The following is an 18,180-nucleotide window of genomic DNA, read 5'->3' on the forward strand; positions in this document are numbered from 1 at the left end:
AGTGCAAGTCAGACCCCGAAAAGGGGCGCAATATGCATGAGGCGGCAGGCAGATGACGGAAATGGTCTATGGGGCAGTGCCCCAAAGGGACGCTGAGCCCATCTTTCCCAAATGGTGGCGCACGATCGACAAGTGGTCGTTTTCCTGTGTGCTGATACTCTTTGGCATCGGGATATTGCTGGCCCTTGCAGCCTCGCCGCCGCTGGCCGAAAAGAACGGGCTGACGCCGTTCCATTACGTGCAGCGGCAGGCGTTCTTCGGGGTGCTGGCGCTCATGGCGATGGTGCTGACCTCGATGATGCGACCAGACCTCGTGCGGCGGCTGGCGGTCATGGGGTTTCTCGCGGCCTTCGTGGCGCTGATCCTTTTGCCGGTCTTCGGCACCGATTTCGGCAAGGGGGCGATGCGCTGGTACAGCCTCGGCTTTGCCAGCGTGCAGCCGTCGGAGTTTCTCAAACCCGCCTTTGTGGTGGTGGCCGCGTGGATGATGTCCGCAAGCCAGCAGATCAACGGGCCTCCGGGCCTGAGCTGGTCATTTCTGCTGGCCACGGTGATCCTCGCCTTTCTCGCCATGCAGCCCGATTTCGGGCAGGCGGCGCTGGTCCTGTTCGGCTGGGGCGTGATGTATTTCGTGGCCGGTGCGCCGATTACGCTGCTTCTGGTGATGGCCGGGGGCGTGGTACTCGTGGGCAGTTTCGCCTATTCCAATTCCGAGCATTTCGCGCGCCGGATCGACGGTTTTCTCAGCCCTGAGTTGGACCCCACGACGCAGCTTGGCTTTGCCACCAACGCGATCCGCGAGGGCGGCTTCTTCGGCGTCGGCGTGGGCGAGGGGCAGGTGAAGTGGAGCCTGCCGGACGCGCATACGGATTTCATCATCGCAGTGGCCGCCGAGGAATACGGGCTGGTGCTGGTGCTGTGCATCATCGCGCTTTATACAGGCATTGTCGTGCGTTCGCTGATGCGCTTGATGCGTGAGCGTGACCCGTTCATCCGGCTGGCGGGCACCGGGCTTATCGCCATTTTCGGCGCGCAGGCGATGATCAACATGGGCGTCGCCGTGCGGCTCCTGCCTGCCAAGGGCATGACCCTGCCGTTCGTCAGCTACGGCGGCTCATCGGTGGTGGCGGGGGGCATCGCCGTGGGCATGCTGCTGGCCTTCACCCGCAGCCGTCCGCAGGGGCAGATCGGCGATCTGCTGCGCGGACGCAGGTAAGCACGGGATACGGGCATGAGCGACAGGGCACCCCTTCTGATCATCGCAGCAGGCGGCACCGGCGGGCACATGTTCCCCGCGCAGGCGCTGGCCGAGGTGATGCTGCGACGCGGCTGGCGGGTGCGGCTGAGCACGGATGCACGCGGTGCGCGCTACGTCGGCGGCTTTCCCCATTCGGTCGAGATCGAGCAGGTTGCAAGTGCCACCTTTGCGCGCGGTACACTCTTCAACAAGCTGCTGGCCCCGCTGCACATCCTGGGCGGCGTTCTGGGGGCCACGCTGCGGATGCGGCGGGACAAGCCGGCCGCGGTGGTGGGGTTCGGGGGCTATCCGTCCATTCCCGCCCTGGCGGCGGCCTATCTGCTGCGCCGTCCGCGCATGGTGCATGAGCAGAACGGCGTTCTCGGCCGCGTCAACCGGATTTTTTCGAAACGCGTCGACGTGGTGGCCTGTGGCACATGGCCCACCGATCTGCCCGAGGGGGTCGAGGGCGTGCATGTCGGCAACCCGGTGCGCACCGCTGTGCTGGAGCGTGCGGGCGCGCCATACATTCCGCCGGGCGATTACCCGATGTCGCTGCTGGTGATCGGCGGGTCACAGGGCGCGCGCATCCTCAGCGATGTGGTTCCGGTGGCCGTGGCGGACCTTCCCGAGACGATCCTGCGCAATCTCCGGGTCAGCCATCAGGCCCGCGAAGAGGACATGGAGCGCGTGGCCGGGTTCTATGCGCAGGCCGGGATCGACGCCGATGTGCAGTCGTTCTTTCGCGACGTGCCGCGCCGGATGAGCGAGGCGCAGATGGTGATCAGCCGCGCGGGCGCGTCGAGCATCGCCGATATCTCGGTCATCGGACGGCCCGCGATCCTCATCCCCTACGCCGCCGCCGCGGCCGATCATCAGAGCGCCAACGCGCGTGGATTGGTCGAGGCGGGCGGCGCGATCCGCATCCCTGAACGCAAGCTGGACGCGCCCACCCTGACCGCGCAGATCGCCGCCGTGCTTGGCGACGCGCAGGGCGCGGTGATGATGGCGCATGCCGCACTCTCGCAGGGCTTGCCGGATGCGCCGCAACGATTGGCCGACATGGTCGAGGAACTGGCACGCAAAGGGCAAGACAGATGAACGCAGCCACCAAGCTTCCGACCGATGTCGGCGCGATCCATTTCGTCGGCATCGGGGGCATTGGCATGTCGGGCATCGCCGAGGTGCTGATCAATCACGGCTACGAGGTGCAGGGCAGCGACCTCAAGTCTACCCCGATCACCGAGCGCCTCAAGGGAATGGGCGCGAAGATTTTCATCGGCCAGGGGGCCGACAATCTCGACGGGGCTGAGGTGGTGGTGATCTCCTCGGCGATTAAGCCGGGCAATGCCGAACTGGACGAGGCGCGTCGTCAGGGCCTGCCAGTGGTGCGCCGGGCCGAGATGCTGGCCGAGTTGATGCGCCTCAAATCCAACATCGCGGTGGCGGGCACGCATGGCAAGACCACGACGACGACGCTGGTGGCCGAACTGCTGGTCAAGGGTGGGATCGACCCCACGGTGATCAATGGCGGCGTCATCCATGCCTATGGCTCGAACGCGCGGATGGGGCAGGGCGAATGGATGGTGGTCGAGGCCGATGAGAGCGACGGCACCTTCAACCGCCTGCCCGCGACCATCGCCATCGTCACCAATATCGACCCCGAGCATATGGAGCATTGGGGCGATTTCGATGCGCTGCGACAGGGCTTTCACGATTTCCTTAGCAATATCCCGTTTTATGGCCTCGCGGTGTGCTGCACGGATCACCCCGAGGTGCAGGCGCTGGTCGGCCGAATCACTGACCGCCGTGTCGTGACCTATGGCTTTAACGCGCAGGCCGATGTGCGCGCGGTGAACTTGCGCTACGACAAGGGTGTGGCACATTTCGATGTGGCGCTGCAGGCCGAAGGGCGGATGATCGAAGGGTGCACCCTGCCCATGCCGGGCGATCACAACGTCTCGAACGCGCTGAGTGCGGTCGCGGTGGCGCGTCATCTGGGCATGAAGTGCGACGAAATCCGCACGGCACTCGCGAGCTTTGGCGGCGTCAACCGCCGCTTCACGCGTGTGGGCGAGGTGAATGGCGTGACCGTGATCGACGATTACGGCCACCACCCGGTCGAGATCGCCGCCGTGCTGCGCGCGGCCCGGCAGGCGACCGAGGGTAAGGTCATCGCCGTGCATCAGCCGCATCGCTACTCGCGCCTGTCTTCGCTCTTCGAGGATTTCTGCGGCTGTTTCAACGAGGCCGACGTGGTTGGCATCGCCGAGGTCTACGCGGCGGGCGAAGACCCGATCCCCGGGGCCTCGCGCGATGATCTGGTGGCGGGGCTCATCCGGCACGGGCACCGGCACGCGGTGGCGCTGGACAGCGAGGACGATCTGGAACAACTGGTGCGCGACGTTGCCCGGCCCGGTGACATGGTGGTCTGTCTGGGCGCAGGCACGATCAGCGCATGGGCCAATGCCCTGCCCGGACGCTTGCGGGGATAGCGCGCATGGCAGAGACCCTCAAACGCCGGATCGGTCTGGGCCTCCTGACCGCCTATGGCGTGGGGGTCATGGTCGGTGCGGGGATCTACGTGCTGGTCGGCGCGGTGGCGGCCGAGGCAGGCATCTGGGCCCCGCTTGCCTTCATCATGGCAGGCGTGATCGCGGCACCCACGGCGCTCAGCTATGCGGAATTTTCGACTCGCCTGCCCGAGGCGGCGGGCGAGGCGATCTTCGTCGCCAAGGGCCTGAACCTGCCCTGGCTCGGCACACTGGTGGGGCTGGTTATCGTCGCGGCAGGGGCGATTTCGGCGGCGGCGGTGCTGCGCGGCGGGGTGGGCTATCTGGGCGCTGTGACGGGGCTGCCGTTCACGCCGTCGGTGGTGGTCCTCGGGCTGGGGCTGATGGCGGTGGCGATTGCGGGCGTGCTTGAGAGTCTCGCCCTTGCGGCGCTCTTCACCGTGATCGAAGTGGCAGGGCTGGCGATGGTGGTCTTCGCAGGCTTCACCGCCATGCCCGCCCCCGACTGGCAGATGAGCGGCGATCTGGTCTGGTCCGGCGTCATGGCGGGCGCGGTGCTGGCTTTCTTCGCCTTCATCGGTTTTGAGGACATCGTCAACATGGCCGAGGAGGTGCGCGAACCGGAGCGCATCCTGCCGCGTGCGATTCTCTTGTCACTGGTGATCACCAGCGCGCTCTACGCACTGGTCAGCGTCGCGGCGGTGCGCGCGGTGCCGCTCGCCACGCTGGCGGGCAGCGAACAACCGCTTGCGCTCGTCTGGCAGGCGGGGCGCGGTGGCAGCGCGGCGTTTCTTTCACTCATCGCCGTGGCGGCGGCACTCAACGGCGTGCTGGCGCAGATGGTGATGGCGAGCCGGGTGCTCTTCGGTCTCGGACGGCGCAGCGCAGCGCTATCGGGATTCCACCACGCCCATCCCCGTTTCGGCACACCGCTGCGCGCGACGTGGCTGGTCGGCGTTGCGGTGATCGCGGGGGCGCTCCTGTTGCCGGTGGCCGATCTGGCCGGGCTCACCTCGGCCCTGCTTCTGAGTGTCTTCGTGCTGGTCAACGCGGCGCTGATCGCGATGAAGCGCACGGCCCCGGAGGCCGCGTTCCGGGTGCCCATGGCGGTGCCGGTATTCGGTCTTCTGGCGGCCCTCACCGCGCTGGTGGCAAGCCTCGCCGGGGCGCTCTCATGACGCTGTCGCTGGCCCTGGCCTGTCTCTGGGCGCTGGCGGCCAATGTGCTGGCCATGCTGCCCTCGCGCGACAATCACTGGCGGCGAGCCTATGTTTTGATCGCCCTTGGCGTGCCGCTGCTTGGGTATGTGACCTGGCAGAACGGGCCGTGGATTGGCTTGCTGGTGCTGGTCGCGGGGATGAGCGTGCTGCGCTGGCCGGTCATCTATCTGGGCCGCTGGCTGCGGCGGCGGTTGGGCTGACCGCCGCCCGTTCAGCCTCGTCTGAGGGCGGCCTTGCAAGCAATCACCATTGATGCTTTCTATTGATTTTTCGTTTTACAAAAGAGATGCCCAATCATGCTGGACAAGCTGGAGATGTTCATTGCGGTGGCGAAGGAGGGTCATTTCGGGCGTGCGGCGGTTCGGATCGGGATCACGCAGCCGTCCCTTTCGGCGGGGATCAAGCAGCTTGAGGAACAGTTGGGCGTGCAGCTGATCTTTCGCGGCTCGCGCTATGGTGGGCTGACGCCCGAGGGGCAGGCGGCGCTGGTCTGGGCGCGCAGGATTGTGGGTGACGCGCGGCAATTGCGCGAGGAAATGCGCGCCAAGCGGCATGGCCTCTCGGGACAGTTGCGGATCGCGGCGATCCCGACGGCGCTGACCTGGGCGGCGCGGCTCTGCCATCGGTTCAACGCAAAACATCCCAAGGTGCGTTTTACCATCCTGTCGCGCACCTCGGTTGAGATCCTCTCGATGATCGACAATCTCGATGTGGATGCGGGGATTTCCTATCTCGACAACGAGCCGATGGGCCGGGTGAGCACTGAGCCGCTTTATGCCGAACGCTACATGCTGGTCTGCGCCAAGGGTGCGCGGTTTGCCGGGCGCGACGCGGTGGGCTGGGCGGAACTGGCGGGCGAGCGGCTGTGTCTGCTGACCCCCGACATGCAGAACCGACGGATCATCAACCGCAATTTCGCCGCCGTCGATGTGACGCCCGAGGCATGGATCGAGTCGAACTCGACCGTGGTCCTGATGGCCACGGTGGAGACGGGTGGCTGGATGACGGTATTGCCCGAGGATGCGGCGCGGTTTCATGCCTCGGGCAAGGCGGTGCAGCTGATTCCGCTCGTGGGGCCGGAGCCTGCGCATTCGGTTGGGTTGGTGGCTCCCTGGCGGGAGCCGCATACGCCGGTGCTGGAGAGCCTTTTGCGTGAGGCGCGGCGGCTGAGGGGTGAATCTTGATAGACGTTGTCTATCAAGTGACCGGATAACGATATTGATTCAAGATGGTGAGCCCTGATTGACTGGTGTCAGCTAATGCGAGAGGCCAGCCATGACCCACGACCTCCACGACGACATCGCCGCCATCCTGAACGCGCATCTGCATCTCGAAGGACCGCTCTTGCCGATCCTGCACGCGATGCAGGACGCCTTTGGCCATATCCCGGATGCGGCGCATCGCCCGATTGCCGAGGCACTCAATATCAGCCGGGCGGAACTGCATGGCGTGATCAGCTTTTACCACGATTTCCGCGCCAATCCCGCCGGGCGGCATGTGCTGAAGATCTGCCGGGCCGAGGCCTGTCAGGCGGTCGGCGGGGCGGCGCTGGCAGAGGCGACCCTGGCCAGGCTGGGCCTCGATTGGCATGGCACAACCGCGAATGGCGCGGTCACGGTCGAGCCGGTCTATTGCCTTGGCCTTTGCGCCTGCGCGCCTGCGATGATGCTGGACAGGCGCGTGGTCGGGCGGGTCGACAGCACCCGGATGGATAGCCTTCTGGCGGAGGCGGGCGCATGAAGATTTACGTTCCGATGGACAGTGCCGCCAAGGCCTTGGGTGCCGAAGAGGTGGTCACCGCGATCCGCGCCGCGGCCCCCGACGCGCAGATCATCCGCACCGGCACGCGGGGCATGATCTGGCTGGAGCCGCTGGTGGAAGTCGAGATCGACGGGGTGCGCCACGGCTATGGCCCGGCGACGGCGGGCGATGTGGCGGGCATTCTCGATGGCCGCAGCGCCAAGGCGCTCGGTCCGGTCGACGCGCTCGACTGGATGAGACGCCAGACGCGGCTGACCTTTGCCCGCGTCGGCGTGATCGACCCGCTGAGCCTTGCCGATTACGAGGCACATGGCGGTCTGACGGGGCTGCGTCGCGCAATTGGCATGTCGGCCCCGGAGATCGTCGAGGAGGTCACCACATCCGGGCTGCGCGGGCGCGGCGGTGCGGGCTTTCCCACCGGCATCAAGTGGAAAACCGTGCAGGCGGCCGAGGCCCCGCAGAAATACATCGTCTGCAACGCCGACGAGGGCGACAGCGGCACATTCGCCGACCGGATGATTATGGAGGGCGATCCTTTCACCCTGATCGAGGGCATGACGATTGCCGGTCTCGGGGTGGGGGCCACGCGCGGCTATGTCTATCTGCGCTCGGAATATCCCGATGCCATCGCGGTGATGCGCCGCGCGGTCGAGATCGCGCGCGCCGAGGGGGTATTGGGGGCAGATGTGCTGGGTTCGGGCCGCGCCTTCGACATGGAAATCCGCGTCGGTGCCGGGGCCTATGTCTGCGGCGAGGAAACCTCGCTGTTGAATTCCCTCGAAGGCAAGCGCGGCGTCGTGCGCGCCAAGCCGCCGCTGCCGGCGCTGGAGGGGTTCCTTGGCTGTCCCACGGTTGTGAACAACGTGATCAGCCTTGCCACCGTGCCGGTGATCTTTGAGCGGGGCGCGCAGGCCTATGCCGATTTCGGGCTGGGGCGCTCGCGTGGCACTGTGACCTTGCAAATCGCGGGAAATGTGGCGCGCGGCGGTCTGTTCGAAACTGCGTTCGGCATCACTCTGGGTGAAGTAATCAATGACCTTGGCGGCGGCACCGCCTCGGGCCGCCCGGTCAAGGCGGTGCAGGTGGGCGGGCCGCTCGGGGCCTATATCCCGGTCGACAATTTCGATGCCGCCCTGGGCTACGAGGAGTTGGACGCCAAGGGCGGCCTGTTGGGCCATGCCGGGCTGGTGGTCTTCGATGACAGCGCTGACATGCTGGGCATGGCGCGTTTCGCGATGGAATTCTGCGCCGTGGAAAGCTGTGGCAAATGCACCCCCTGCCGGATCGGGGCGGTGCGCGGGGTCGAGACCATCGACCGGATCGCCGGCGGGGACGGATCGGCGATCCCGCTATTGACCGATCTGTGCGAGACCATGAAGGACGGCTCGCTCTGCGCGCTTGGCGGTTTCACGCCCTTGCCGGTGATGTCCGCACTTACGCATTTCCCCGACGATTTCGCGAGCCGCAAAGCGGCGGAATGAGGTGTTTCGCGACCCGTGCGGGCCGCGACCGGAGCGGGGGGCCAACCCCCCGCACCCCCCGGAGTATTTCGGGAACGATGAAGGGCTGAGGAGACTGACATGAAAGATTTCATTATTCCCGACGACCGCGACATGGGCACGCCAGTCAGGCAGGGTGCGCCGGTGACGCTGGAGATCGACGGCTTGTCCGTGACAGTGCCCGAGGGCAGCTCGGTGCTGCGGGCGGCGGCCGAGGCGGGTGTTCAAATTCCAAAGCTCTGCGCCTCCGACAATCTCGAGGCGTTCGGCTCGTGCCGCCTTTGTGTGGTGGAGATCGAGGGGCGGCGCGGCACGCCTGCCTCCTGCACCACGCCTGTCACCCCCGGCATGGTGGTTCATACCGGATCATCGAAGGTGCGCAAGATCCGGCGCGGCGTGATGGAGCTTTACATTTCCGACCACCCGCTCGATTGCCTGACCTGTTCGGCCAACGGCGATTGCGAATTGCAGGACATGGCCGGGGCGGTTGGCCTGCGCGATGTGCGCTATGAGGCACCCGAGGCGGGCGGCATGGCCAATCATTTCGAGGCACGCAATACCAGCGGAGAGGCCAATCCCGAATGGCTGCCCAAGGATGACAGCAACCCCTATTTTTCTTACGATCCCGGCAAATGCATCGTCTGCAATCGTTGTGTGCGTGCCTGCGAGGAGGTGCAGGGGACCTTTGCGCTGACGATTCAAGGCCGTGGTTTTGACAGCCGGGTCGCCGCTGGTGGACCTGCGGACGATTTCCTCGCCTCTGATTGCGTGAGCTGTGGTGCTTGCGTGCAGGCCTGCCCGACGGCTACGTTACAGGAAAAATCCATCATTGAGATGGGTACGCCCGACCGGTCGGTGGTGACCACTTGCGCCTATTGCGGTGTGGGCTGCTCGTTCAAGGCCGAGATGAATGGCGACACCCTGGTGCGCATGGTGCCCTGGAAGCATGGCAAGGCCAATCGCGGGCATAGCTGCGTCAAGGGCCGGTTCGCCTATGGCTACGCCCATCACAAGGACCGCATCCTCAAGCCGATGATCCGCGACCGTATCGACGAGCCGTGGCGCGAGGTCGAGTGGGACGAGGCGCTCAGCTTTGCGGCCAATCGGATGCGCGGGCTTCAGGAGAGATATGGCAAGAAAGCCATCGGCGTGATCACCTCAAGCCGCTGCACCAACGAGGAAACCTATCTGGTGCAGAAACTGGCGCGCGCGGTATTCGGCAACAACAACACCGACACCTGTGCCCGTGTTTGTCATTCGCCCACCGGGTACGGGCTGGGGCAGACTTTTGGCACCTCGGCGGGCACGCAGGATTTCGATAGCGTCGAGCAGACCGATGTGGTTGTGGTGATCGGCGCGAACCCCACCGATGGCCATCCGGTCTTTGCCTCGCGACTGAAAAAGCGGCTGCGGGCGGGGGCGAAACTGATCGTGATCGACCCGCGCCGGATTGATCTGGTGAAATCGCCGCATGTCGGGGCGGCGCATCATTTGGCCCTGCGCCCCGGCACGAATGTGGCGGTGGTCAGCGCGCTGGCACATGTGATCGTCACCGAAGGGCTGATGGACGAGGAGTTTATCCGCGCGCGCTGCGATTGGGACGAGTTCCAGCATTATGCCGAATTCATCAGCAACCCGCGCCATTCGCCCGAGGCCACCGCGATGCTCACCGGCGTTGATCCGGGCGCGTTGCGCGCCGCCGCGCATCTCTTTGCCACCGGCGGCAACGGCGCGATTTACTATGGGCTGGGCGTGACCGAACATTCCCAAGGTTCGACCACCGTCATGGGCATCGCCAATCTTGCCATGCTCACAGGCAATATCGGGCGGCCCGGCGTGGGGGTGAATCCGTTGCGCGGTCAGAACAACGTGCAGGGGGCCTGCGACATGGGCTCTTTCCCGCATGAACTGCCCGGCTATCGCCACGTCAAGGGGCCGGAGGTGCGCAAGATGTTCGAGGAGGTCTGGGGCGTCGAGATCGACGCCGAACCGGGCCTGCGCATCCCCAACATGCTGGATGCGGCGGTCGATGGCACGTTCAAGGGGCTGTACTGCCAGGGCGAAGACATTCTGCAATCGGACCCTGACACCAAGCATGTGGCAGCGGGGCTGGCGGCGATGGACTGCGTCATAGTGCATGACCTCTTTCTCAACGAGACCGCGAATTACGCGCATGTCTTCCTGCCCGGCTCGACCTTCCTGGAAAAGGACGGGACATTCACCAATGCCGAACGCCGCATCAACCGCGTGCGCAAGGTGATCCCGCCGCTCAACGGCTATGCCGACTGGGAGATCACTCAGATGCTCGCCAATGCCATGGGCGCGGGCTGGAGCTACAGCCACCCCGCCCGGATCATGGAGGAGATCGCGGCAACCACGCCGTCTTTCGCCGGGGTGGATTACGCGCTTCTGGAAGAAAAAGGCAGCGTGCAATGGCCCTGTAACGAGGCCCACCCCGAGGGCATGCCGCTGATGCATGTGGATGGGTTCATGCGCGGCAAGGGGCGGTTCATCGTCACCGAATATGTGGCCACCGATGAAAGGACCGGCCCGCGTTTCCCGCTCTTGCTGACCACCGGGCGCATCCTGAGCCAGTACAACGTCGGCGCGCAGACAAGGCGGACCGACAATGTGGTCTGGCACGAAGAGGATCTGCTGGAGATCCATCCTCATGATGCCGAGATGCGTGGGCTGAAAGACGGCGATTGGGTGCGGCTGGCCAGCCGCGCGGGTGAAACCACCCTGCGTGCCAAGCTGACCGACCGGGTCAGCCCCGGCGTGGTCTATACCACCTTTCACCACCCCGACACGCAGGCCAATGTGATCACCACCGACTATTCCGACTGGGCCACAAACTGCCCGGAATACAAGGTGACGGCGGTGCAGATCAGCCTGTCGAACGGGCCAACGGATTGGCAGGAGGACTATGCCGCGCAGGCCGCGCAGGCGCGGCGCATCCTGCCGGCGGCGGAGTGACGGCGATGGGCTTTTCTCCCACCCGGAGCCGTCCGGGCCTCTCTGTGCAGGGCGAGGGGGTGCATCGCGTCACCCGCGCCTTGCCCGAAGAGGTGCCGGTGGCCTTTGTCTTTGACGGCACGACGCAGGCGGTGATGATGGCGACGCCGGATGAAATCGCCGATTTCGCCCATGGTTTTGCCGTGACCGAGGGGATCGTCACCGCCCCGGAGCAGATCGAGGAATTCGAGATCGCTGCGCATGATCAGGGCATCGAGGCGCGGTTCTGGTTGCGCGAGGACCGGCAGGACGCGCTCGCGGCGCGCCGCAGGTTCATGGCCGGGCCGGTGGGCTGCGGTCTCTGCGGTATCGACAGCCTGGAACAGGCGGTACGGTCGGTGCCATCTATAACCCACGCCGCGCCGGTCTTTGCCGCGCGAGAGATCGCCCGCGCCACCGAGGCGCTCGGCATGTGCCAGCCGCTGCATGATCTGACCCGCGCCACCCATGCCGCCGGGTTCATCCGGCCCGGCGGGGGTGTGGTGATGGCACGCGAGGATGTGGGGCGGCACAATGCGCTCGACAAGCTCATTGGCGCGCTCTGGCGGGGCGGCATCAACCCCGCAAGCGGGGCCATCGTGATGACCAGCCGCCTTTCTGTCGAACTGGTGCAGAAATGCGCCGTTGCGGGCTGCGGCATGTTGATCGCGGTCTCTGCCCCCACCGCCCATGCGCTGCGGCTGGCCGAAGGGGCGGGGATCACCCTTGTCGCCTTTGCCCGTGGCGGTGGGTTCGATCTCTATTCCCATCCCAACCGCATCGACACCGAGGTCACCCATGTCGCCTGAGAAAATGGTCCATATGGCCAACCAGATCGCTACCTTTTTCAAGACTCAGCCCGGTACCGATCAGGCCGCCCGCGTTGCCGCTCATCTGACCGACTATTGGGAGCCGCGCATGCTTGATCAGTTGCATGCCTATGTCGCCGACGGGGGCCAGGGGCTTGACGGTCTGGTGATCGCGGCTGAGGCGGAGATCGCGAAACGCAGCGAGCGCGCCTGACGGCACGCCGCCGGACGGCACTTTTGCCCCGGCCTTGTCGTATCCTGTGACGTGCGGCCATCGCACGGTACCGTGAATCTTCCCGTCAACATCCCTCATCATGCAAAAAAATCGCATCAGATCACTCGATAGCGGGTGCATCGCGTGTTAATCTGGAATACCAGACACCAGAGGCAGGGGAGCCTCGTGGCAAAAAAAGACCGGGTGGCCACGCCCGAAAGGGAGAGAGAGAGATGATTTCAGGACGGGTCAATCCGGGCTTTCGGCTCGAGGATCAGGGAATTTCAGGGCTGAGCCGCGTGCATTACAACCTGACCGAGGCAGCGCTGGTCGATGCCGCCGTGCGGCGTGGCGAGGGAGAGCTGGGGCAGGGTGGTACGATTTTGGTCAGCACCGGCGAATTCACCGGTCGGTCGCCGAAAGACAAGTTCACCGTGCGTACCCCCACCACCGAAGACACGATCTGGTGGGAGAACAATGCCGCAATGGACCCCGAACCGTTCGAGCGGCTGCACAGGGATATGCTCGACTATCTCGTCGGGCGCGAGGTGTTCGTGCAGGATCTGGTCGCCGGGGCCGATCCCGAGCACAGCATCAACGTCCGGCTGGTGAACGAACTGGCCTGGCACAACCTCTTCATCCGCCACATGCTGCGCCGCCCCGAACGTGCGGCGCTCGACCATTTCATGGCGGATTACACGGTGATCAACTGCCCGGGCTTCAAGGCCAATCCCGCGCGCCATGGCTGCCGCTCGGAGACGGTGATCGCGGTCAATATCGACGCGCGGCTCATTCTCATCGCCAACACCGAATATGCCGGTGAGAACAAGAAATCCATCTTTGGCCTGATGAATTACCTCCTGCCTGAAAAGGGCGTGATGCCTATGCATGGCTCGGCCAACCATGCCACCGACGACCCCGAGGATGCGGCGGTGTTCTTTGGTCTCTCGGGCACCGGCAAGACGACGCTTTCGGCCGATCCCAACCGAACGCTTCTCGGCGATGACGAGCACGGCTGGTCGGATCGCGGCATCTTCAACTTCGAGGGCGGCTGCTATGCCAAGACCATCCACCTGAGTCCGGAGGCGGAGCCGGAGATCTACGCCACCTGTTCGATGTTCGGAACGGTGATCGAGAACATGGTCTATGATGCGGACACGCGGGCGTTGGATTACGAGGATGCCAGCCTGACCGAGAACATGCGCTGCGCCTATCCGTTGGACTATATCCCCAATGCTTCGAAGACCGGGCAGGCGGGGCACCCGCGCAACGTGGTGATGCTGACCTGCGATGCCTTCGGCGTGCTGCCCCCGATCGCGCGGCTGACACCGGCGCAGGCGATGTATCATTTCCTGTCGGGCTTCACCGCCAAGATGGCCGGAACCGAGCGCGGATTGACCGAGCCGCAGCCGGTGTTTTCGACCTGTTTCGGCGCGCCGTTCATGCCGCGCCGCCCCGAGGTTTACGGCAAACTCTTGCGCGACAAGATCGAGCGCCATGGCGCATCGTGCTGGCTGGTGAATTCAGGCTGGACGGCAGGTGCCTATGGCACTGGCTCGCGCATGCCGATCATTGCGACGCGGGCGCTTTTGACGGCGGCGCTCGATGGCTCGCTCGAAGATGTGGAATTCCGTAAGGACCCCAATTTCGGCTTTGACGTGCCGGTGGCAGTGCCGGGTGTCGCCGATGTCCTGCTCGACCCGCGCCGCACCTGGGACGATCCCGAGGCCTATGATGTGCAGGCGGCGCGGCTGGTGGCGATGTTCGCGGAGAATTTCGAGCAGTATCTCGCGTATGTAGACGACGATCTCAAGTCCGTTGCCTTGAGTTGAGGCACGGCAGGGCAGTGGCGGATTTGCGGCGTATTGTCGTCGTGTCCGCCACCTCCTGTTGTCACCCCAATCCCTGCAACGCTGCGACGGAGGCAGGATTGGCGCGCCATCCTCCGGCATGCCCGGAGGATCTGTCGGTCAGCGGATCCTCGGCTCAGGGCCGAGGGTGACGGTGCGCAGGCTCAGTTCGACAGTTCGGACGCCGCGTCATAGGCTGCGGTGAAGCCCTTGAGCGACGCGTCGATTCGCACGTTCTGGTCCGGGGCTTGCGCCGGGACGATTTCAAGCGTCGCGGTCACGCCGCGCTTGAGCGCGTCAATATCCGCCTGGGTCAGCCCGATCCGCGCGAAACAGCCCGCCATGGTGCAGAACGAATAGCTGTAGCTTTTGGCCTTGCCGCCATCCACCGACAACTTGACCTCCTCGCTCAAAAGCGTGCCGAGCGGCACGGCGATGGTGGCCCCGGCCGCGACATTGCCGGCATTGGCCAGCTTGTAGAGACTGAACTCGGCGACGGGATTGCCCTGGGATTCCTTGAGCAACTGGTACATCTGGCACAGCTCCTGTTCGTCCTCGGTCTGGCCGCGGAAACACTTGATCTGCCAATCCTCATGGGTCTCCCGGATATAGGAGCCGTCTTCCGCCACCTCGCGCCCGGTATCGAGCCCCTGGGTAACCGCACTGCCTGCGCCCGGTTCGCCCTGGCCGGTTGTTTCCGTCCCAGTTTCGGCCCCGGTTTCGGCCCCGGTTTCGGCAGGTGTCTCGGTTGTCTCGGTGTCCTGCGCGCCAACAGCGGTGCCAAGTGCGAGAAGGGCGACGAAGGACAGGCGTGAAATCAGTCTGGACATGGGTTCCCCGTGACATAAGCGTTCAATTTGCAAGCGATTTACCATGTCCCGTGCGCCATGTCAGGTGCAAATGGCGCGGCTGACACCGTGTGTGCGCGGCTTTTTGCCCGGTCACAAACCGATCACGTGACATGCGCTTGGGCACTACAAAAAGAAAGAGGCCTTGCGGCCTCCTTCATGTTTCTCCCCGTCGGACTGGCCGACTTAGTTATTAGGACGAACGCTAGGCCAGAAACTTCCATGCGTCAACAGGCTATGTTGCGGCCCTGAAAAAAGGCCGCACCTGAGGGCGCGGCCAGTCTGACAAGGAGGAAACGCCCGAAACCAAAAGGACACACGGCCCAGGCAGAATTTGAGACTGGCACAGAAAGGTTAACTTTGTATGGTCAAGCTGTGACGATTTCTGGACGAGGGTGGCAAGCCGTGACCAATTCCATTTTCATCGGCGGCGGCGGGCCGGACTATTTCGAGCCGCAGGGACTTTTGCTCAAATACGCCAACCGGCACGGGCTTGTGGCCGGGGCGACGGGCACGGGCAAGACCGTGACGTTGCAGATCCTCGCCGAAGGGTTCTCGGATGCGGGCGTGCCGGTGATCCTGTCGGATATCAAGGGCGACGTGTCGGGCATGGCGGTGGCGGGCAGCCCCGAGCACAAGCTGCATGGTGCCTTCACGGAACGCGCGGAAAAGATCGGGTTCGAGGCGTTCCGCTATGACAGTTTCCCGGTGGTGTTCTGGGATCTCTTCGGTGAGCAGGGCCACCCGGTGCGCACCACGATTGCCGAGATGGGGCCGCTCTTGCTGTCGCGTCTGCTGGGCCTGTCGGATGCACAGGAGGGCGTGCTCAACATCGCGCTTCGCGTGGCCGATGAAGAGGGCCTGCCGCTGCTCGATCTCGATGACCTGCGGGCGCTGCTGCTCTGGGTGGGCGAGAATGCAGATGCGTTGTCGCTGCGCTACGGCAATGTGGCGGCGGCCTCGGTAGGGGCGATCCAGCGGTCGCTGCTGGTGCTGGAAAACCAGGGGGCGGCGTATTTCTTTGGCGAACCGGCGCTTGATCTGGCCGATCTGATGCAGGTCACGCCCGAGGGGCGCGGCCATGTCAATATCCTTGCCGCTGACCGACTGGTGCAATCGCCGCAGCTTTATGCGACCTTCCTGTTATGGCTCCTGTCGGAACTCTTCGAGACGCTGCCAGAGGTCGGCAACCCCGACAAGCCGAAGCTGGTGTTCTTCTTCGACGAGGCGCATCTTTTGTTCGATGACGCGCCCAAGGTGCTGGTGGACAAGGTCGAGCAGGTGGCGCGGCTGATCCGCTCCAAGGGGGTGGGTGTCTATTTCATCACCCAGAATCCCGATGACGTGCCCGAGGATGTGCTGGGGCAATTGGGCAACCGCTTTCAGCATGCGCTGCGGGCCTTTACCGCGCGCGATCAAAAGGCGCTGCGCCGCGCCGCCGAGACCTATCGCCCCAATCCGCAGTTTGATACCGGCGACGCAATCCGTGACGTGGGCGTGGGCGAGGCGGTGACCTCGATGCTGGAGGGCAAGGGGGTGCCGGGCGTGGTCGAGCGCACGCTCATCCGACCGCCCGCGACACAGCTTGGCCCCTGCGATCCAGAGATCCGGCGCGCGCTCATTGCCGCCTCGCCGGTGGCGGGCAAATACGACACCGCGATCGACCGGCATTCGGCGCATGAAATGCTTGCCGCGCGGGCCGAGGTGGCAGCCCAGGCGGCCGAGATGGCCGAGGTGGAGGCAGAGGCCGAAGCGGAGAAAGCCCGCGAATTCAACACCGCGCGCCGCTATTCCGGCGGCGCCAGCCCGGGCCGTGCGCGTCGGATCTCGGGCGGGGACGGAATCGGCGGGGCGCTCGCCTCGGCGCTGGTCAAGGAACTCAAGGGCACCACTGGGCGGCGCATCGTGCGCGGCATTCTCGGCGGGCTGTTCAAGGGCCGCTGAGGCTGGCATAGGTGCGGTGCTGATGGGTCCCCGACGCCCATTGCGGCGTGATGACTGAACGGACCAGAGAGATCCCGATGCAATTTGATACCAAGGTGACCGCATGACCCCCGGCGCACGCGTCGCCGCTGCGATTGAGGTGCTTGATGTGATCCGCGCGGGCGGCGCGGCGGAACAGGCGCTGACCGGATGGGCGCGCGGCGCGCGCTATGCCGGGTCAAAGGACAGGGCGGCGGTGCGCGATCACGTGTTCCACGTGCTGCGCCGCTGGCGCTCCTGTGCGGCGTGCGGGGGCGGCGAGACCGGGCGCGCCTTGATTATCGGCGCGTTGCGCGACGGCGGCACGGATCCGGCGCAACTGTTTACCGGCGAAGGTCATGCGCCCGCCCCGCTCGGGCCGGATGAGTTGCAGCAGGGCCGACCAGCGACCGAGGCCGAGGCGCGCGACCTGCCGGACTGGCTCTGGCCGCATTTCGAGCGCTCTCTCGGCGGGGATGCCGGGCGCGTGGCCAAGGCGCTTCGCCACCGTGCACCGGTGATACTCCGGGTCAATCTGCAGCGCCTCTCGCGGGCCGATGCGCGGGCCCGACTGGAGGCGGAGGGCATCGTCACCGAACCGGTCGAAACGACCCGATCTGCCATGCATGTCCTCGAAGGAGAACGGAAAGTCGCCCAATCGACAAGCTATGCCGAGGGGCTGGTGGAGTTGCAGGACACCAGCAGTCAGGCGGCGATGGAGCAGCTAGATCTGCCACGCGGGGCACGTGTGCTCGACTATTGCGCCGGGGGCGGCGGCAAGGTGCTCGCCCTTGCCGCGCGCGCCGAGGCGGCGTGGTTCGCGCATGACATCGCGCCGCAGCGTATCGCCCATCTGCCCCCCCGCGCGGAGCGGGCCGGGGTCGAGGTGACTGTGCTCGCGACCGCGGCACTCGGCCGCGCCGGGCCTTTCGATCTGGTGCTCTGCGACGTGCCCTGTTCTGGAAGCGGAACCTGGCGGCGTAGCCCCCAGGCGAAGTGGCGTCTGACGCCCGAGCGTCTAACGGAACTGACCCGGCTGCAGGCCGAAATCCTCGCGCGCGCGGCCGCACTGGTGGCACCGGGCGGGCGGCTCGTCTACACGACATGCTCTGTGCTCGATATTGAAAATCAAGAGGTTACGGGAGATTTCACCGCCGCGTTCCCGTCCTGGAGAGTGACAGACAGCTGCACTTGGCCAGTCTGCGACACCGGCGACGGCTTCTATTTGGCACAAATTGAGCGGGAAGCGTAAAGCATCCAGCAATCTTGACGT

15 protein-coding genes are annotated in these 18,180 nt (G+C 65.1%); 14 read left to right on the forward strand and 1 reads right to left on the reverse strand.

Features of this window, described 5'->3' with window-relative positions; genetic code table 11:
• Positions 1 to 52 precede the first annotated feature (52 nt).
• The 12 genes from ftsW (at position 53) to BHD06_RS04415 (ending at position 14,079) form a co-directional block, all read left to right on the forward strand.
• On the forward strand, positions 53 to 1,216 hold the full coding sequence (gene ftsW / locus BHD06_RS04360; protein WP_080455768.1) for a putative lipid II flippase FtsW: 1,164 nt from the start codon (positions 53 to 55) through the stop codon (positions 1,214 to 1,216).
• A 15-nt stretch (positions 1,217 to 1,231) separates the two neighbouring features.
• A complete protein-coding gene (locus BHD06_RS04365) occupies positions 1,232 to 2,338 on the forward strand; it encodes a UDP-N-acetylglucosamine--N-acetylmuramyl-(pentapeptide) pyrophosphoryl-undecaprenol N-acetylglucosamine transferase (RefSeq protein ID WP_080455769.1) in 1,107 nt (368 codons plus the stop codon).
• A complete protein-coding gene (gene murC, locus BHD06_RS04370) occupies positions 2,335 to 3,732 on the forward strand; it encodes a UDP-N-acetylmuramate--L-alanine ligase (protein WP_080455770.1) in 1,398 nt (465 codons plus the stop codon). Before BHD06_RS04365 ends, murC begins: the two co-directional genes overlap by 4 nt.
• 5 nt (positions 3,733 to 3,737) lie before the next feature.
• Positions 3,738 to 4,928, forward strand: coding sequence for an APC family permease (locus BHD06_RS04375; RefSeq protein WP_080455771.1), 1,191 nt, complete (start codon positions 3,738 to 3,740; stop codon positions 4,926 to 4,928).
• Positions 4,925 to 5,170 (forward strand): DUF2484 family protein, encoded by a 246-nt coding sequence (locus BHD06_RS04380; protein WP_080455772.1) that lies wholly within the window; start codon positions 4,925 to 4,927, stop codon positions 5,168 to 5,170. Before BHD06_RS04375 ends, BHD06_RS04380 begins: the two co-directional genes overlap by 4 nt.
• A 96-nt stretch (positions 5,171 to 5,266) precedes the next feature.
• Positions 5,267 to 6,154, forward strand: coding sequence for a LysR family transcriptional regulator (locus BHD06_RS04385; protein WP_080455773.1), 888 nt, complete (start codon positions 5,267 to 5,269; stop codon positions 6,152 to 6,154).
• Between the two features lie 91 nt (positions 6,155 to 6,245).
• Positions 6,246 to 6,710 (forward strand): formate dehydrogenase subunit gamma, encoded by a 465-nt coding sequence (locus tag BHD06_RS04390; RefSeq protein WP_080455774.1) that lies wholly within the window; start codon positions 6,246 to 6,248, stop codon positions 6,708 to 6,710.
• A complete protein-coding gene (locus BHD06_RS04395) occupies positions 6,707 to 8,212 on the forward strand; it encodes an NADH-quinone oxidoreductase subunit NuoF (protein ID WP_080455775.1) in 1,506 nt (501 codons plus the stop codon). Before BHD06_RS04390 ends, BHD06_RS04395 begins: the two co-directional genes overlap by 4 nt.
• Positions 8,213 to 8,311: 99 nt before the next feature.
• Positions 8,312 to 11,206 carry a formate dehydrogenase subunit alpha gene (gene fdhF / locus BHD06_RS04400; protein WP_080455776.1) on the forward strand — a complete coding sequence of 965 codons (2,895 nt, stop codon included), beginning with the start codon at positions 8,312 to 8,314 and terminating at the stop codon, positions 11,204 to 11,206.
• A gap of 5 nt (positions 11,207 to 11,211) precedes the next feature.
• Positions 11,212 to 12,033 carry a formate dehydrogenase accessory sulfurtransferase FdhD gene (gene fdhD, locus BHD06_RS04405; protein ID WP_080455777.1) on the forward strand — a complete coding sequence of 274 codons (822 nt, stop codon included), beginning with the start codon at positions 11,212 to 11,214 and terminating at the stop codon, positions 12,031 to 12,033.
• Complete coding sequence (locus BHD06_RS04410) at positions 12,023 to 12,247, forward strand: formate dehydrogenase subunit delta (RefSeq protein WP_080455778.1); 225 nt, start codon at positions 12,023 to 12,025, stop codon at positions 12,245 to 12,247. Before fdhD ends, BHD06_RS04410 begins: the two co-directional genes overlap by 11 nt.
• 233 nt (positions 12,248 to 12,480) lie before the next feature.
• Positions 12,481 to 14,079 carry a phosphoenolpyruvate carboxykinase gene (locus BHD06_RS04415; RefSeq protein WP_080455779.1) on the forward strand — a complete coding sequence of 533 codons (1,599 nt, stop codon included), beginning with the start codon at positions 12,481 to 12,483 and terminating at the stop codon, positions 14,077 to 14,079.
• Positions 14,080 to 14,261: 182 nt separating this feature from the next.
• On the opposite strand, the gene BHD06_RS04420 is transcribed toward BHD06_RS04415, so the two are convergent.
• Positions 14,262 to 14,927 (reverse strand): invasion associated locus B family protein, encoded by a 666-nt coding sequence (locus tag BHD06_RS04420; protein ID WP_139784629.1) that lies wholly within the window; start codon positions 14,925 to 14,927, stop codon positions 14,262 to 14,264.
• Between the two features lie 423 nt (positions 14,928 to 15,350).
• On the opposite strand from BHD06_RS04420, the gene BHD06_RS04425 reads away from it, so the two are divergent.
• Both BHD06_RS04425 and BHD06_RS04430 read left to right on the forward strand, forming a co-directional pair.
• Positions 15,351 to 16,889 (forward strand): helicase HerA-like domain-containing protein, encoded by a 1,539-nt coding sequence (locus tag BHD06_RS04425; RefSeq protein WP_080455781.1) that lies wholly within the window; start codon positions 15,351 to 15,353, stop codon positions 16,887 to 16,889.
• A gap of 103 nt (positions 16,890 to 16,992) precedes the next feature.
• The gene (locus tag BHD06_RS04430; protein WP_080455782.1) at positions 16,993 to 18,159 is read left to right on the forward strand and encodes an RsmB/NOP family class I SAM-dependent RNA methyltransferase; all 1,167 of its coding nucleotides are present in this window, start codon (positions 16,993 to 16,995) and stop codon (positions 18,157 to 18,159) included.
• Positions 18,160 to 18,180 lie beyond the last annotated feature (21 nt).

The sequence above is a fragment of the Roseovarius sp. A-2 genome, from assembly GCF_002072155.1.
In the GTDB taxonomy this organism is placed as follows: domain Bacteria; phylum Pseudomonadota; class Alphaproteobacteria; order Rhodobacterales; family Rhodobacteraceae; genus Roseovarius.

Coding starts and splice junctions, on each gene's coding strand:
- ftsW (WP_080455768.1), top strand. CDS start 53: ATGACGGAAATGGTCTATGGGGCAGTGCCCCAAAGGGACGCTGAGCCC.
- BHD06_RS04365 (WP_080455769.1), top strand. CDS start 1,232: ATGAGCGACAGGGCACCCCTTCTGATCATCGCAGCAGGCGGCACCGGC.
- murC (WP_080455770.1), top strand. CDS start 2,335: ATGAACGCAGCCACCAAGCTTCCGACCGATGTCGGCGCGATCCATTTC.
- BHD06_RS04375 (WP_080455771.1), top strand. CDS start 3,738: ATGGCAGAGACCCTCAAACGCCGGATCGGTCTGGGCCTCCTGACCGCC.
- BHD06_RS04380 (WP_080455772.1), top strand. CDS start 4,925: ATGACGCTGTCGCTGGCCCTGGCCTGTCTCTGGGCGCTGGCGGCCAAT.
- BHD06_RS04385 (WP_080455773.1), top strand. CDS start 5,267: ATGCTGGACAAGCTGGAGATGTTCATTGCGGTGGCGAAGGAGGGTCAT.
- BHD06_RS04390 (WP_080455774.1), top strand. CDS start 6,246: ATGACCCACGACCTCCACGACGACATCGCCGCCATCCTGAACGCGCAT.
- BHD06_RS04395 (WP_080455775.1), top strand. CDS start 6,707: ATGAAGATTTACGTTCCGATGGACAGTGCCGCCAAGGCCTTGGGTGCC.
- fdhF (WP_080455776.1), top strand. CDS start 8,312: ATGAAAGATTTCATTATTCCCGACGACCGCGACATGGGCACGCCAGTC.
- fdhD (WP_080455777.1), top strand. CDS start 11,212: ATGGGCTTTTCTCCCACCCGGAGCCGTCCGGGCCTCTCTGTGCAGGGC.
- BHD06_RS04410 (WP_080455778.1), top strand. CDS start 12,023: ATGTCGCCTGAGAAAATGGTCCATATGGCCAACCAGATCGCTACCTTT.
- BHD06_RS04415 (WP_080455779.1), top strand. CDS start 12,481: ATGATTTCAGGACGGGTCAATCCGGGCTTTCGGCTCGAGGATCAGGGA.
- BHD06_RS04420 (WP_139784629.1), bottom strand. CDS start 14,927: ATGTCCAGACTGATTTCACGCCTGTCCTTCGTCGCCCTTCTCGCACTT.
- BHD06_RS04430 (WP_080455782.1), top strand. CDS start 16,993: ATGACCCCCGGCGCACGCGTCGCCGCTGCGATTGAGGTGCTTGATGTG.